Below are 13788 nucleotides of genomic sequence, written 5' to 3'. Positions count from 1 at the left end.
AGTAAACAAATTGCCGGAAAAATGTCAGTTTGTTGTAGACAAACCGTTTATAGTTTTTTGTACAAGAAGGTATGGTTTTTTATTGAGAGAATTCAATGGTAATTTACATTGGCCTCGACGGATAGAATAGCCTGGCGGATTTATTAGTTTAATTTTATCTTAAGCGTTTCAAAAGTTTCTGATATAAGCCTAGACGACAAAACCCTTTCATTGTCGTCTATAGAGCTTCCCTTAATCTTAACAGCCCAAATTGTTTCATTTGTAGTTACATCCACACATTTTACCGTAAATGAGACTTTTGTCACTAATGGCGATAAGAATATCCCGGAAGTTTTTGTCTTGTAGGAAACACCAAAACCCTCAACTCTGCCAATGACAATGGCATCAACACCCAATTGTTTTCCCAGGTCCAAATAGCTTTGCGTGAGTAAAAAATCTTCTATTTTAAGATTTTTTGATTCCAGGTCTTCCTCCACAGCCTTTCTATTAACAACAACATATCTATCCAATTTTACCAGTTCTCTTGCAATCATGCTTGCAAGAACCGTCCCTGCATTTGGAGATATGGAGGTGTTTGAAAAAAACAAGGATTTTTCTTCATGATCTACGTTTGTTTGGAACATAATTACCGCTATTTTTTGAATCTCATCATGAGGAAAATTTTCGTTAATATCAACCTCTGAAACCTTCTCTATTGCGGCACAGCTTGAAACAAGAAAGAAGACTACTACCGCATATTGCTTCATAATAATTTGCAGATTTGAAAGTTTTTCCATAATAAAGGTCCAATTATAAAAGCATTTCGCATTCAATTCAATAAGGTTGTTGTTTATAAACTCCTCATAGTCAATAGGTGTTCTTGGTTATAAACCATTGTTTTTCCTGCCTTTGTCATAGGGTAAAAACTCTTGACAAATTATAGCAGTGTGTTAGAATTTTACCTCTTTGTTGTACTCATATCCATAAGTATTTCCTCAATTTATAGAATACTTATTATTTTGAAAAAGCAGTCGAAGCATTTTACATTAATTGGAAAATCCCTTCTGAAAGCAGGGTAAAACTGCTTTTCAAATAAGGCATCTCAATAAAGCCACAACCTGCTGGAATTTTATGAATTTTCTAATCTAGAGAATAAATTGGCTTTGAATTATGAAGTAAAACTATCTATTATATTGGATTGAAAGGAATTTAAATAATGGCAATAAAAGTAGGAATAAATGGTTTTGGTAGAATAGGTCGTAATGTATTTAGAGTAATTGCAGAGAGGGAAGATATTGATGTGGTTGCCATAAATGATTTAGCTGACGCCAGGACGTTATCTCTGCTTTTGAAATATGATTCAGTCCATGGAAAATTTAACGGTGATATTGAGGCAAAAGAAGATACGATAGTTGTAAAGGGAAAAGAGGTAACACTGACAAAGGAGAAAGACCCTGCCAACCTTCCATGGAAACGCTTAGAAGTTGATATAGCGATAGAATCTACGGGAATATTTACAAAGAGGGCAGATTGTGTAAAACATCTTGAGGCTGGAGCAAAAAAAGTAATCTTATCCGCACCCTCAAAAGACCAGCTTGACGCTACGATAGTTATGGGGATAAATGAAAATGACCTTCGTACAGAACATAAAATTGTTTCCAATGCCTCTTGCACTACAAATTGTCTTGCTCCCCTCGTAAAAGTAATTAATGACAACTTTCAATTAGAAAAAGGCCTTGTGACGACCATCCACGCTTATACGAATGACCAGAATGTTGCAGATATGATGCACAAGGATTTGAGAAGGGCGAGGGCCGCGGCCATTAACATTATTCCAACGACCACCGGCGCTGCCAAAGCCATTGGCGAGGTCATTCCGACACTTAAGGGAAAGCTTGACGGTATGGCAATGCGGGTGCCTGTTGCTAATGGTTCAGTAACTGATTTAGTGGCAATCGTGAAAAGGAATGTAAGTATAGAAGAGGTTAACAGCGCTTTAAAAGCAGCGGCAGACAGCAAATTGAATGGTATATTGGAATACTGCGAAGACCCCATTGTCTCTTCTGACATAATAGGCAATGAACATTCATGTATCCTGGATGCCATGTCTACATGTGTAATTGGTGGTAATTTGATAAAAGTAATAGGCTGGTACGATAACGAATGGGGTTATTCAAACCGTATGGTTGATCTTGTGAAACTTATCACAAAGGCTTAAAGGGGATCCTGTCAAATGAACAAACTTTTTATTAACGAACTTGACCTGAAAGGCAAGAAGGTATTTGTACGAGTGGATTATAATGTTCCCTTTGACGAGCAGGGGAATATTAGCGATGATGCCAGGATAAGGGCCACTTTGCCAACCATTAATTATTTACTTGATGAAGGAGCAAAAATAATTCTCGCTTCTCATCTTGGCAGACCAGGAGGAAAGGTCTCACTGGAATACAGTTTAAAGCCGGTCGCTAAAAGGCTTACCAGGCTTCTCAATAAGGAAGTGACCCTGGCAAAAGATTGCATTGGTCCTGATGTTAGAAAGCTGGCAGATGCGATGCAGCCTGAAGACATCTTGCTGCTTGAAAACCTCCGTTTTCATAAAGGAGAACGGGAAAATGATCCTGAGTTTGCCAAAGAATTGGCAAGTTTATGTGATGTGATGGTACAGGATGCATTTGGAAATTGTCACAGATCGCATGCCTCAATGGTTGGTATGAATAAGGAAGTGCCACAGTCGGCGGCAGGTTTTCTTGTGAAAAGAGAGATAGATTATTTTGAGAAGGCAGTCAATGCTCCGTCGAGGCCGGTAGTTGCTATAGTTGGAGGAGCAAAGGTTACGGACAAGATAAAAATAATAGAAAATCTGGTAAAAAAGGTTGATAAAATAATTATCGGTGGTGCAATGGCATTTCCTTTCCTTGCGGTTCATGGATATGGTGTTGGCAAGGCAACGATAGATGAAAATGTCGCAGTGAAGGTCCTCATGATAAATCAACTTGCCAAGGAGAGAGGTGTCAAAATATATTTGCCGGTGGACTTTGTGGCTGCAGAAAAATTTGACGGTAATGCGGAGACTAAGCTGGTTACTTTCCAGGAAGTTCCGGATGACTGGTTTGCTCTCGATATCGGGCCTGCAAGCACAAAGCTTTTTTCTGAAGCCATGCAAAATGCAAAGACTATACTATGGAATGGCCCCATGGGGGCATTTGAAATTGACGCATTCAGTAGGGGCACGTATGCAATGGTGGAGGCAGTTGTAACTGCTTATGCGTTGACCATTGTAGGGGGAGGAGATACGGACCTTGCGTTTCACAGAATGGGAGAATCATACAAAGTATCATTTATATCCACCGGTGGCGGCGCCTTCCTGGAGCTATTAGAAGGCAAAGAGTTGCCTGGAATAGCGGCGCTGACAGATAAGAAAGAGTCATGAATTAGCGAGCGAAAGGAACTAATGTTTTAATATGCAAATAAAAATATCTGCGTCAATACTTTCTGCCGATTCAACTCAGCTGGGTAATGAAATTAAGAGGGTAGAACAGGCTGGTGTTGACTTAATTCATATAGATGTTATGGATGGTCATTTTGTACCAAATATTACAATGGGGCCATTTATCGTTGAAGGAATAAAAAAAATTACCAACGTTCCCCTGGACATCCATCTCATGATTGAGAATCCGGATAAATATGTGGAGTCGTTTACACAGAAGACAGACAAGGATGATATCTTGACTTTTCATATCGAGGCAACAGATGATCCTTTGAGTGTTATCAATTTAATTAAAAACAGGGGACTAAAAGCAGGAATTGCCATTAACCCTGATACCCAGGGACAGGTTGTTGAAAAACTACTTGGAGCGATAGACATGCTTCTTGTAATGACAGTATATCCGGGGTTTTCAGGTCAGGCATTCAAGAAATATGTATGTGAAAAAATTAAAAAATTGAGGGAAATTGCTCCTGAAAATCTTGATATTGAGGTGGATGGCGGTATAAAACCGGAAACTATTGCTGATGCGGCATCTGCCGGTGCAAATGTTTTCGCCGCTGCAACCTCTATATTTGGTAAGGATGACTATAAAGACGCAATAGAAGCCCTCCGTAAAGAAGCAAATGAGAACTCTTATCAGTTTATGAAAAGCGGAGGCTCTCTTTAGCCGGAAATACAAACGTTTTAATAGAAATGTTGTGGGAGATAAATAATTGTTCTTTAGAAAGAAAAAAAATATACCTGACGGATTATGGCAAAGGTGCGATGGGTGTAAAAGCGTAGTTTATAAAAAAAAGGTGGAAGAGAAACATAATGTTTGTCCGGAATGTAATCATCACTTCAGGATCACAACAAAAGAGCGAATAGATATCACACTGGATAAAGACAGTTTTGAAGAATACTGGAATGATATGGTGCCTGCTGATCCCTTGAAATTTAAGGACCGTATAAAATATAAAGATCGTGTTATAAGTGAACAGAAAAAAACAATGTTAAATGAAGCCGCAACGGTTGGGAAGGGCACTATTGATGGAAAGGATGTTATTTTTTGTGTTACGGATTCAAGCTTTATAATGGGGAGTATGGGGTCAGTAGTAGGAGAAAAAATTGCGAGAGCAGCAGAAATGGCATTGAAACTGAAATTGCCACTTATCATAGTCTCCGGTTCCGGAGGAGGAGCAAGAATGCATGAAGGCGCATTTTCTCTTATGCAAATGGCAAAGACATGTGCCGCTATCGCCAGGCTTCAAGATGCGGGATTACTTTTTATCTCTGTGCTTACTGATCCGACATTAGGAGGTGTCATGGCAAGCTTTGCTTCGCAAGGAGACATTATAATCGCAGAACCCGGTGCTCTTGTGGGATTTGCTGGCCCAAGAGTTATTAAAGAGACGATCAGAAAAACGCTTCCCAAAGGATTTCAATCTGCAGAATCGATGCTTAAGCATGGATTTATCGACATAATTGCTGGACGCGACCGATTAAAGTCGGAAATTTCAAAAATTCTGGATTATTGTAATTGTAACAGCAGTAGTTAAATTGTAATTGTTGATTTTCATGTTATAATGTTGTAATATTCTGCTTATAATAATCTAATGACAAATAAATTCCTCGGTAGCTCAATGGTAGAGTGGGTGGCTGTTAACCACTAGGCTGTAGGTTCGAATCCTACCCGAGGAGCCATCTTTCGCTAAAGCTACAGAGTGGCTATTGCCATTCTGTAGCTGACATTTCCCAATAACGGTAGTACCGGCTTTTGCTAATAAATTAAACAACATGCATTATTGTTATATTCTATTAAGCTTAAAGTCTCACATCTTTTATTCTGGCTCTACAAAAAATTTAAAAGCCAGAATAAAATTACATAACGAAGGAAAGGTGAAGAGCACTAAGCCACATTTGCCTTGGGAATTAGTGTGGTATGGTGCTTTCGAAACAGAGAAACAGTCGAAAAATTTTGAAAAATATTTGAAGTCTGGTTCGGGAAAAGCATTTGCATATAAAAGGCTAGTTTCTGTTGCTTTAGCAAAAGATATTACCAAGGGCAGAAAAACAGACTAAAGACTTTAATTAGAACTGGCAGTAAAAAAAAGAGTTGATCCAAAGGTACTCCGAAGGTCAAGAGCGTAGGATACCTACCCGAGGAGCATTTAAAAACCCACCTTAATGGTGGGTTTTTTCTTTTACCCTTTTTTTAATCTGAAGAACCGAGATTATAAATAGTAAGATAACACATAAACAACAATCTATACATTGATACATGTCCAACTTGCCTGATGCCAACACAAGTATTTTTCAAAATCAAGAATAACCGTCTGCTGAATATCAATTGAGTGAACGGACCGGACGAACATATCGGTTTTTGTAGCGCCAGCGTACGTTACCAAGGCTGAAGTAGACACTCCAGGTGCTACTGCCTCGTTTATCACCGGACCAGATACCCCACTGTTCCTTGTCAAAGATTGGATCTATATGGAGGGCATTCGTCTTGCCAGGTTCAAGCAGTGATGCTGCTTCCTCTATAGTAGGGAATCTCCAGTCGTTATAGCCTCCATACTTTCGGGTATTCAAATTCCTTATCCATGCTTTTGCTGCAACCCACTGCATATACTCTTTTGAACCCGACTGGAGCCACATAAGCCCCGTTGTATGATCTATTACCACATTGTCTCCTTTTATCGACTTTTTCTCGTAGCGGTGAATGATTGTGCTGTGTCCGTAAAATCCCCACTCATCAAATTTTCGTATATAAAGATTTGGCATTGACTGTACTTCAGAAACAGATAAATTCATGTAGGATGAACGCAAGGTTATTTTTTGTGGATTTGCTTCCTCTGCTTGTGTCACCCGGCCAGAAAGAAGAGCTAGTGATGTTATTAAGAAATATAGTAAATACTTTTTCATATTTGTTTTACCTCCATCCGGGAGCTGGTTATGTAAAAATACCAGAACTCTCCCAATAATATTTAAGAACTATGCCATCATCAAGGAATTCCTATTGGTCTACTACTTAATCCGGCTTCCATAAGAAAGAACGTCTGATATCGTTTTGATCTTCTTCTTTATGCCGCGTATGTTCATGGGTTTATCAAAAACCATACGAATATAAGCACTTATATATGAGTCGTTCTCTCCTCAAACTTCATCATTAATAATTTTGTTGTTTCCTCCGAAACCCGAATACGATCATCAATACGAAACCCCACTATCCACACTGGCTGTCCGTTCATCGTTACTAACGGGATAGCATCCCGGTCCATCACAGGAACTTTATTATCTATAAAAAAATCTTTTATTTTCTTAACCCCCTGAGAACCTAACGGCCAAAACTTATCTCCCTGCCTTCTCGTCCTGACTGTGAGCGGCATACTGACCTTATCAAAATCAACAGCTTCTTCTTTGCTTGTTTTCTTTTGTTTGAACTCTTCCAGGAAATTATTTTTGATCTCCCTGATCTCTGTTTTTACCTGATAATTCATATCAACAAGCTCTGTTTCTCCCGGAATTTTTATTTCAGTTTCGCTTAAAACAGGTCGTTCTTCCACATAAAATTTATTTCTGGAAAAGCACAACTCATTTTCCTCTCTCCTGATATTCAGGTACTCCTTAATCATATGGTTTATCTCTGTTTTTTTAGAATTAAGAAGGTTTAGAATATTTTTATAGTTTTTGTTGCCTATCTTCTTGAGAGGAATGTTTAACCGGATGATTACCTCTTTAACAATCATCTGTTGCAAAATCTGAGATGACTCTTTTAATTTATTTATATCCAATACTATTTTATCTATATGTGTCTCTGTTTTCGCCTCTCTATTTATTAATACGCTTTTGAATAAAACATTTGTTTCTTTTTCCAGGTAATCACAATTTTGTATTGCCGTTTCACCTAACGTAACCAGGGACTTTTTTATCTTTGGATTATAATTTTTTTCAAGGTGCGGAATAAGTTCCAGTCTGATCTTATTTCTTAATTTATCTTTTTCTATATTTGTCGAATCAACCCTGTAAGTAATATTTTTTTCCTCCAGATAAGCAATAATATCTTTACGGCATGTAAACAGCAGGGGACGAACAAGGTTAATGGTTGAAGTGGGTGTAAGTTTTCGTTTTGGTCTTATTCCACTTACGCCTGTAATACCGGTACCCCGGATTATTCTATGCAAAATTGTTTCGGCATTGTCATCGGCATTGTGACCAACCGCAATAACATTAGCACCCACACTTTTTGCCGCATTCTCAAAGAACTTATATCTCACATCCCGTGCAGTTTCTTCCAGTGACATCTTACGCTCCCGCGCTATTTCTCTAACGTCCCTTTTTTCTGCAATGAGTTGTATTTTGTATTTATCCGCAAGAGAACTTACAAACTGTCCATCTCCATCTGATTCTCTACCCCTGAGTGAATGGTTCAAATGTGCGATGAAAATTGTAGAATAAGGAGGATTTACACGCCTTACATTATAAATAAGGCTCAACAACGCAACAGAATCCGGTCCACCGGAAACACCTAATATGATTCTGTCCTTATCATTGAAAAGATTGAAATCTCTGATAACACCAGCAACCTGTTTTCTTAATTGCAACATGACAAAACTATATCCCTCCTGGTTAAGCAAGTCAAGAGTAGAAAATATTTGACATCGGTTGGATGTTAAGTAGAATTAACTTGTAGTTTTTTTCGGTATCCCACCTTTGTATTTAGATCATTATAATAATGGAAGATATAAAAAGCAGGCTTAAGTTATTAGAAACCGACCTGAAAAAGCTGGAAAGCAGGTTGAAAAAGGGGTTTGCAACAGGAACAACAAAAGACTGGGAGCACATTTTACACCAAACCAGAAAAATTGAAGAACTGGCAATCTCACAAATAGCAATTCTAAAACTCCAGGACATAAAAACCACATGATCATTAGGGGGGATGCTGTGAACAAAAAAAACTCTAAATACCTGTACATATTTACAATTCTTGTTATTTTTGCCGGATTATTTAACTCAGGATGTTTCCAATTAAATAAAAATTTTTTAAGAAAAGACAAAGATGAAAGCAACAAAAACAGAAATAATAAAAATAAAGAGGAAAGAATGGATGTGCTGGAAGAAAAAGTGGCAACTTTATCTTATAGCCTTGGAAGCCTGACAACGGAAAATTATGAATTAAAGAAAAAATTCAGTGAGCTGGAAGCTGTTAAGAAACAGTTAAATGAAGAATACTCACAAATAAAGGATAAACAGTCTACTCTCGAAAAAGCACAGGTATCGAATAACACCACGCGAAATCGATTAAAAAAAGAACTGGAAAAAACAAAACTTTCACTTGAAAAAATCAATAAACGTCTGGCTGAAATTGGATCAGAGAATAGCAACCTCAAGGCAAAACTGGAAATACTGGAAGCAACAAGTGAGACCGTGGCACGAACAGAAAACACTGTTGATACCGTCACAAAAATTAAAACAGAAAATAATAATACACAACAAAGCAGAAAAAGTCTGATAAAAGAAACACAAGAACAACGTAAATCATCTCTTGTCGAAGAGCTGCTGAACAAAGCAATTCATCTATATAGAGAAGAGAACTTTGAAAAAGCAATAGCAAAATGGGAAGAAGTCCTGGTGCTCGACCCCAGTAAACTGGAAGCAAAATTTAACATAGAAATTGCGCAGGACAGGATTAAAGAAAAACAGATACAGAAAGATTTAGAAAAAACCCATATCCAGAAAAACAGGTAATGGGAGATACGGCTGAATAGCTTGAAAGGACATTGACTTTGAAATGGAAAGGTAAAGCAATTGGTGCGGGCCTGGGATTTCTTTTTGGCGGCCCTTTTGGGGCAATCCTCGGCACAATGACAGGAGATTTTTTTGATAAGTCTCTAAAACAAACACCCATAGGAATGCCCTCAAGCAATCAGGAAAAGTCCTTAAATTTCATAACACATTTAGTTGGAATACTTGTATCGATTGCCAAAGCGGATGGACGTGTAAGTACACAGGAAATCAATGTTATTGAAAGGGCGTTTGTAAGTTTTGGGTTTCAGGGAGAAGACCTAAGTTTTATCAGAAATTTAATAAACCAGACTTCTCGAGTAGACTTGGATCTACGGGCAGTAAGCTACGAATTCAAACAGTATTCCAGTTATGAAGAGAGGCTCTCTTTATTGCGGATTGTCTATCTGGTTGCGTTTGCCGATAAGGTATTGCATCCAAACGAAGAGAGGATGATAAACGATATTATCAGTTTTGTAGAGATTAATGCAGACGATGCGTTCGAGATACGAGCAGAATTTTGCAGTGATAACGACAAACACTACCGAATTCTAAATGTTACCAGAAACTCTTCAATGGAAGATATTAAAAAATCGTACAGACATCTCTCCAAACAGTATCATCCGGATAGAGTCTCGCACCTGGGAGATGAATTTACCAGGCTTGCCAGTGATAAGTTTCAGATAATTAATAATGCCTACGAAGAGATAAAAAAGGAAAAAGGATTTTAATACGGAGGAACAATTAATGTTAAAAAGAACTCTTTTATTAGCTTTTATTACTACGGTATGTCTGATTGGCAAAACCGCCTATAGCATATCTCTTGATTTAACACCTGAACAGATAAATGAAGCAATTGAATATGGGAAAAAAAATAAACTGTTGAGCCCTACAAATTTTGCCAAGCCATGGGTTGTTCATCTTGATGATAAGGATGATTGGGCCACATTGTGGACACCTTATCACAATGTCGCTTTTAAAGCAAAGAAAGCAACGGTTGAAAAACGTGAACTATCTGAAGGGGAGATATTAAGGGCATTACATTTTAAAGATAGCCTGACTTTTGTCGTATCCGTTTTTGGTGAATACATGGAATTTGCAAAAGGCTATAATGCTATTCTCTATTCTGAAGATAAACCGATTTATCCGATGTTTTCATATTTTCCGGATTACGCAGAGCCTAGTCGCTTTTACCCGGAAGAACCGGCATTTGTGGCTGGATGTGTATATAAATTTCCGGTTGAAAACATAAACCAGAACTCTACATTAAAATTGTTAATTACGTCTCCGGATGGAAATGAGTTAGAGTTTCCTTTTGATCTGGTAAAAATAAAATAATTTATGAGGTACGCTTTTGTGCTTCATACCTGATACTGTCAATTATAATCTAAATTATATTCCTATAACGCTCTAAGAATAGCGTGACAAAAGTCCGTGAGTGAATCATCTCTTGCTCCCATAACAATTACGCAATTGTTTTGAGTTGCTCTCTTCTCAACTTCAGTTACAATGTCCTCTCTATCTGGAACAAAAAATGCGTTTTTACCTCTTTTTTTCAACTCTTTGATAATATCGCTCGAAGATATTTTTTTATTTGCCGTTCCACCCGCATAAAAAATTTCCGGCATAAACAATACATCGGTCGGTAATAACTTTCCGGCAAAGGCAGCGATTAGTTCTTCTTTCATAAATTCTGTTGGACCATAACCATGCGGTTGAAACACTATTATTAAACGTTCACTGATTAGCCTTACGGCATCAATTGCCGCCTGAACTTTTTTCGGGTTATGCGCATAATCATCTATGACTTTTATTCCGTTTTTCTCACCAACAACGTCCATTCTTCTTTTAGTGCCTTTAAACGTTTTCAATGCTTGCTTTATCTCTGTATCCGAGACACCCTCTGCCTGTGCTGCGGCAATAGCGGCAAGTGCGTTATGAACGTTATATAGACCCGGAATATTTATCTCAAAATCACTCTCTTTTATCTTAAATCTTGAACCAAAAGCGTTGCAGGAAATTTCAGAAGCAATGATATCTGATACACTATCTTCACCAAACTTGAGGACTTTTTTAGAGTTATTGTTAATTTTTATTTGATGAGCACAGTTTTCGTTAATTATCACGGTATCAGATGTGTTTTCAGCAAACTTACTGAATAGATCCCCAAGTTCTTCTACAGTCTTGTGGTCTTTGGATATATTTGTAATAACTGAAATCTTTGGAATATACTTGATCAGGCTGCCGTCACTCTCATCTGCCTCAATGATAATAGTTTCTGAATTGCCAAACCTGGAGTTACCTAATAACTTATCTGTAACAACGTTTTTTACATACCCTCCACCAACAACTGTTGGATCATGACCGGCACTGTCAAGTATCCACGATGTCATTCCGCAAACCGTAGTCTTTCCATTGCTGCCTCCTATGGCAATTCCGTGTTTTTTATTGTTGAAAAGGCTGCTAAGCAAATCAGATCTTCTGATGATTTGAATATTCTCCTGCTTCGCAACTTGCAGATCAGGGTTATCTTCTTCTACCGCACTGGAAATAACAATAAAGTCGGTCTCATTATCAACACCCGTTCCGTCCTGTGGAGAAAGTTTAATGCCCTGAGATTCCAGTTTATGAAAAACTTCCGGGGTCTGCTTTTTATCATTTCTTCTGTCAGAACCGCCTACAAAATGACCCTGCGATTTAGTAATCTGCGCTAGCGCACTCATACCAATTCCACCAATCCCCACAAAATGATATTTTAAATTTTTCTTCATTTTAGCTCAACAAAATCTTTTTAACCGTAGAAGTAAAACACAGAGAAAAAAATGGCCTAAAACTTAATTTTATTGCAAAAAAAAGGGGGGGTGGTGAAAAAATACAGCCTCTCTTTGCGGTTCCTACGGCCCTGCATAAGACTTAACTGTTTATCAATTCAGCAAAAAAACTTTTTCCATTATCGAGTTTCTGCTTAAGTAATATCTCTGAGATAGTGGCACCAACATCCGTAAATGATGTACGAATACCGAGTGAGTGAGGCTTATTTAATTTCTTTCCATAAACCAGCAGAGGAACATACTCACGAGAATGATCTGTACCTGGCATAGTAGGATCACATCCGTGGTCAGCGGTAATAATGAGAATGTCATCAGGTTTTAATGTATCAATAAGCTCCGGCAAACGCTGATCAAATTCCTCCAGAGCACCTGCATAACCTTTCGGATCATTCCTATGGCCATATTTCATATCGAAGTCTATCAAATTCGTAAAAATGATACCCTTAAAATTCTCCTTAACACATCCTATTGTCTTCTGCATACCCTCTTGATTGTTATATGCGTGTATTTCCCTTGTCAGTCCCCTATGCGCGAAGATATCACCGATCTTACCAACACCCACTACTTCATACCCGCTTATTGCGACCTTATCCAACACCGTATCTTCTGAAGGCGGCAATGAAAAGTCTCTGCGCCTCTCTGTCCGTGTATAAGTTCCGTTTTCTTCTATAAATGGCCTGGCAATAACCCGACCGATATTATGCTCACCTTTTAGTATGTCTCGAGCACAATTACATATTTCATATAAAGATTCTACCGATATGATATCCTCGCACGCAGCTATCTGGAAAACACTATCAGCAGATGTATATACAATTGGAAAACCTGTTTCAATATGTTCAGCGCCCAACTCCTCTATTATTTCTGTTCCCGATGCCGTTTTATTACCCAATATAGATCGGCCAATAGATTTGGAAAATTGTTCAATCACCTCTTCCGGAAATCCACTGGGGTAGGTTGGAAAAGGTCTGTCTGTTATAACACCCATAATCTCCCAGTGACCGGACGTTGTATCTTTGGCTACTGATGCCTCACCCATCTTGCCGTAAAAAGCCATCTCATTAACGTCCTTTGAAACACCAGCAATATCTTCAATCTTACCAATGCCCAGGCGTTCCATATTAGGGATATTCAGTCTTCCAACTGCTTTGGCGGTATTTACCAGTGTGTTGCTACCGACATCCCCAAATTTATGAGCATCCGGCAATTGGCCGATTCCAACACTATCAAGAACAACAACGATTACTCTGTTCACCATCAATATAATTAACACCTTACCTTTTTCTGCTATTCAGAAATATTTATTAGATAAAATGATTTGCGCCCTGTTTGCATATAATTTTACAACAATTTTGTTTTGTGTAAATAGTTATATTCGCTCAGGTTAAACAAAAAAACTATGAAATTTAGGAGTGTAGTAGTAGAGAGAAATGTACCATCCCATCAAGAATTACTATCTTTTTGTGATTAAGTGAAAATCCCTTTAATAAAACTGAGGCCGATAAACACAATAATAGGAGAGATGTCTATTCCTCCAATAGCGGGAATAACACGCCTGACAGGTTCTAGTACCGGCTCTGTTATTTTATAAAGAAATGTTATTGCCGGGTTATGTGGATTGTGAGGAATCCACGACAAAGCTATCCTTACGATAAGTACCAACTTGTAAAGTCCTATAATTTGACCAATAAAAGCGAATTCCATAAAAAGTATCCAAAAGTTAAGGGA

15 protein-coding genes and 1 tRNA gene are annotated in these 13788 nt (G+C 38.1%); 10 read left to right on the top strand and 6 right to left on the bottom strand.

All coding sequences use genetic code 11. The features are described 5' to 3' along the window. Positions 1–143: 143 nt before the first annotated feature. A complete protein-coding gene (locus tag SCALIN_RS13900; RefSeq protein WP_096895067.1) occupies positions 144–776 on the bottom strand; it encodes a CsgG/HfaB family protein in 633 nt (210 codons plus the stop codon). 419 nt (positions 777–1195) lie between these two features. Here SCALIN_RS13900 and gap point away from each other — a divergent pair, with 419 nt between their 5' ends. The 6 genes from gap to SCALIN_RS13870 all read left to right on the top strand — a co-directional run bounded on the left by gap (position 1196) and on the right by SCALIN_RS13870 (position 5527). Then, positions 1196–2197, top strand: a complete 1002-nt coding sequence (gene gap, locus SCALIN_RS13895; RefSeq protein ID WP_096895066.1) for a type I glyceraldehyde-3-phosphate dehydrogenase — start codon at positions 1196–1198, stop codon at positions 2195–2197. Positions 2198–2212: 15 nt separating this feature from the next. Then, positions 2213–3409, top strand: a complete 1197-nt coding sequence (locus tag SCALIN_RS13890) for a phosphoglycerate kinase (RefSeq protein ID WP_096895065.1) — start codon at positions 2213–2215, stop codon at positions 3407–3409. 31 nt (positions 3410–3440) lie between these two features. After that, positions 3441–4133 (top strand): ribulose-phosphate 3-epimerase, encoded by a 693-nt coding sequence (rpe, locus tag SCALIN_RS13885; RefSeq protein ID WP_096895064.1) that lies wholly within the window; start codon positions 3441–3443, stop codon positions 4131–4133. Between the two features lie 46 nt (positions 4134–4179). Then, entirely contained in the window at positions 4180–5004 is an 825-nt protein-coding gene (accD, locus tag SCALIN_RS13880; protein ID WP_096895063.1) for an acetyl-CoA carboxylase, carboxyltransferase subunit beta, read from the top strand. Between the two features lie 70 nt (positions 5005–5074). Beyond that, positions 5075–5149 (top strand) — tRNA-Asn (locus tag SCALIN_RS13875). Between the two features lie 93 nt (positions 5150–5242). Further along, positions 5243–5527 carry a GIY-YIG nuclease family protein gene (locus SCALIN_RS13870; protein WP_096895062.1) on the top strand — a complete coding sequence of 95 codons (285 nt, stop codon included), beginning with the start codon at positions 5243–5245 and terminating at the stop codon, positions 5525–5527. A 264-nt stretch (positions 5528–5791) separates the two neighbouring features. Here the strand turns inward: SCALIN_RS13870 and SCALIN_RS13865 are convergent, their stop codons facing one another. Continuing rightward, positions 5792–6370 carry an Lcl C-terminal domain-containing protein gene (locus SCALIN_RS13865; protein ID WP_096895061.1) on the bottom strand — a complete coding sequence of 193 codons (579 nt, stop codon included), beginning with the start codon at positions 6368–6370 and terminating at the stop codon, positions 5792–5794. A gap of 209 nt (positions 6371–6579) precedes the next feature. Continuing rightward, the gene (tilS, locus tag SCALIN_RS13860) at positions 6580–8052 is read right to left on the bottom strand and encodes a tRNA lysidine(34) synthetase TilS (protein ID WP_096895060.1); all 1473 of its coding nucleotides are present in this window, start codon (positions 8050–8052) and stop codon (positions 6580–6582) included. Positions 8053–8180: 128 nt separating this feature from the next. On the opposite strand from tilS, the gene SCALIN_RS13855 reads away from it, so the two are divergent. Genes SCALIN_RS13855 through SCALIN_RS13840 form a run of 4 tightly spaced genes read left to right on the top strand, consistent with a single transcriptional unit; the run spans position 8181 to position 10567 of the window. Beyond that, positions 8181–8372, top strand: coding sequence for a hypothetical protein (locus SCALIN_RS13855; protein ID WP_096895059.1), 192 nt, complete (start codon positions 8181–8183; stop codon positions 8370–8372). A 17-nt stretch (positions 8373–8389) separates the two neighbouring features. Further along, positions 8390–9193: a coiled-coil domain-containing protein gene (locus tag SCALIN_RS13850; protein ID WP_133111920.1), complete on the top strand. Its 804-nt coding sequence runs from the start codon at positions 8390–8392 to the stop codon at positions 9191–9193. 38 nt (positions 9194–9231) lie between these two features. Next, on the top strand, positions 9232–9960 hold the full coding sequence (locus SCALIN_RS13845) for a TerB family tellurite resistance protein (RefSeq protein WP_096895057.1): 729 nt from the start codon (positions 9232–9234) through the stop codon (positions 9958–9960). Between the two features lie 16 nt (positions 9961–9976). Next, a complete protein-coding gene (locus tag SCALIN_RS13840) occupies positions 9977–10567 on the top strand; it encodes a hypothetical protein (protein WP_096895056.1) in 591 nt (196 codons plus the stop codon). A gap of 62 nt (positions 10568–10629) precedes the next feature. On the opposite strand, the gene murC is transcribed toward SCALIN_RS13840, so the two are convergent. The 3 genes from murC to SCALIN_RS13825 all read right to left on the bottom strand — a co-directional run bounded on the left by murC (position 10630) and on the right by SCALIN_RS13825 (position 13764). Further along, positions 10630–12000, bottom strand: coding sequence for a UDP-N-acetylmuramate--L-alanine ligase (gene murC / locus SCALIN_RS13835; RefSeq protein ID WP_096895055.1), 1371 nt, complete (start codon positions 11998–12000; stop codon positions 10630–10632). A 142-nt stretch (positions 12001–12142) separates the two neighbouring features. After that, entirely contained in the window at positions 12143–13318 is a 1176-nt protein-coding gene (locus tag SCALIN_RS13830) for a phosphopentomutase (RefSeq protein WP_096895054.1), read from the bottom strand. Positions 13319–13527: 209 nt separating this feature from the next. Next, positions 13528–13764 carry a YggT family protein gene (locus SCALIN_RS13825; RefSeq protein ID WP_096895053.1) on the bottom strand — a complete coding sequence of 79 codons (237 nt, stop codon included), beginning with the start codon at positions 13762–13764 and terminating at the stop codon, positions 13528–13530. Between the last annotated feature and the right edge of the window lie 24 nt (positions 13765–13788).

Source organism: Candidatus Scalindua japonica (assembly GCF_002443295.1).
Lineage (GTDB): Bacteria > Planctomycetota > Brocadiia > Brocadiales > Scalinduaceae > Scalindua > Scalindua japonica.
The sequence above is the reverse complement of the archived record's forward strand: the minus strand, read 5'-3'. Positions and strand labels throughout refer to the sequence as shown.

What these genes read in the sequence shown, in the direction of transcription:
- SCALIN_RS13900 (WP_096895067.1), bottom strand. Translation starts at nt 776, where the DNA reads ATGGAAAAACTTTCAAATCTGCAAATTATTATGAAGCAATATGCGGTA.
- SCALIN_RS13890 (WP_096895065.1), top strand. Translation starts at nt 2,213, where the DNA reads ATGAACAAACTTTTTATTAACGAACTTGACCTGAAAGGCAAGAAGGTA.
- gap (WP_096895066.1), top strand. Translation starts at nt 1,196, where the DNA reads ATGGCAATAAAAGTAGGAATAAATGGTTTTGGTAGAATAGGTCGTAAT.
- SCALIN_RS13870 (WP_096895062.1), top strand. Translation starts at nt 5,243, where the DNA reads ATGCATTATTGTTATATTCTATTAAGCTTAAAGTCTCACATCTTTTAT.
- SCALIN_RS13825 (WP_096895053.1), bottom strand. Translation starts at nt 13,764, where the DNA reads ATGGAATTCGCTTTTATTGGTCAAATTATAGGACTTTACAAGTTGGTA.
- tilS (WP_096895060.1), bottom strand. Translation starts at nt 8,052, where the DNA reads ATGTTGCAATTAAGAAAACAGGTTGCTGGTGTTATCAGAGATTTCAAT.
- rpe (WP_096895064.1), top strand. Translation starts at nt 3,441, where the DNA reads ATGCAAATAAAAATATCTGCGTCAATACTTTCTGCCGATTCAACTCAG.
- SCALIN_RS13855 (WP_096895059.1), top strand. Translation starts at nt 8,181, where the DNA reads ATGGAAGATATAAAAAGCAGGCTTAAGTTATTAGAAACCGACCTGAAA.
- murC (WP_096895055.1), bottom strand. Translation starts at nt 12,000, where the DNA reads ATGAAGAAAAATTTAAAATATCATTTTGTGGGGATTGGTGGAATTGGT.
- SCALIN_RS13830 (WP_096895054.1), bottom strand. Translation starts at nt 13,318, where the DNA reads ATGGTGAACAGAGTAATCGTTGTTGTTCTTGATAGTGTTGGAATCGGC.
- SCALIN_RS13840 (WP_096895056.1), top strand. Translation starts at nt 9,977, where the DNA reads ATGTTAAAAAGAACTCTTTTATTAGCTTTTATTACTACGGTATGTCTG.
- SCALIN_RS13865 (WP_096895061.1), bottom strand. Translation starts at nt 6,370, where the DNA reads ATGAAAAAGTATTTACTATATTTCTTAATAACATCACTAGCTCTTCTT.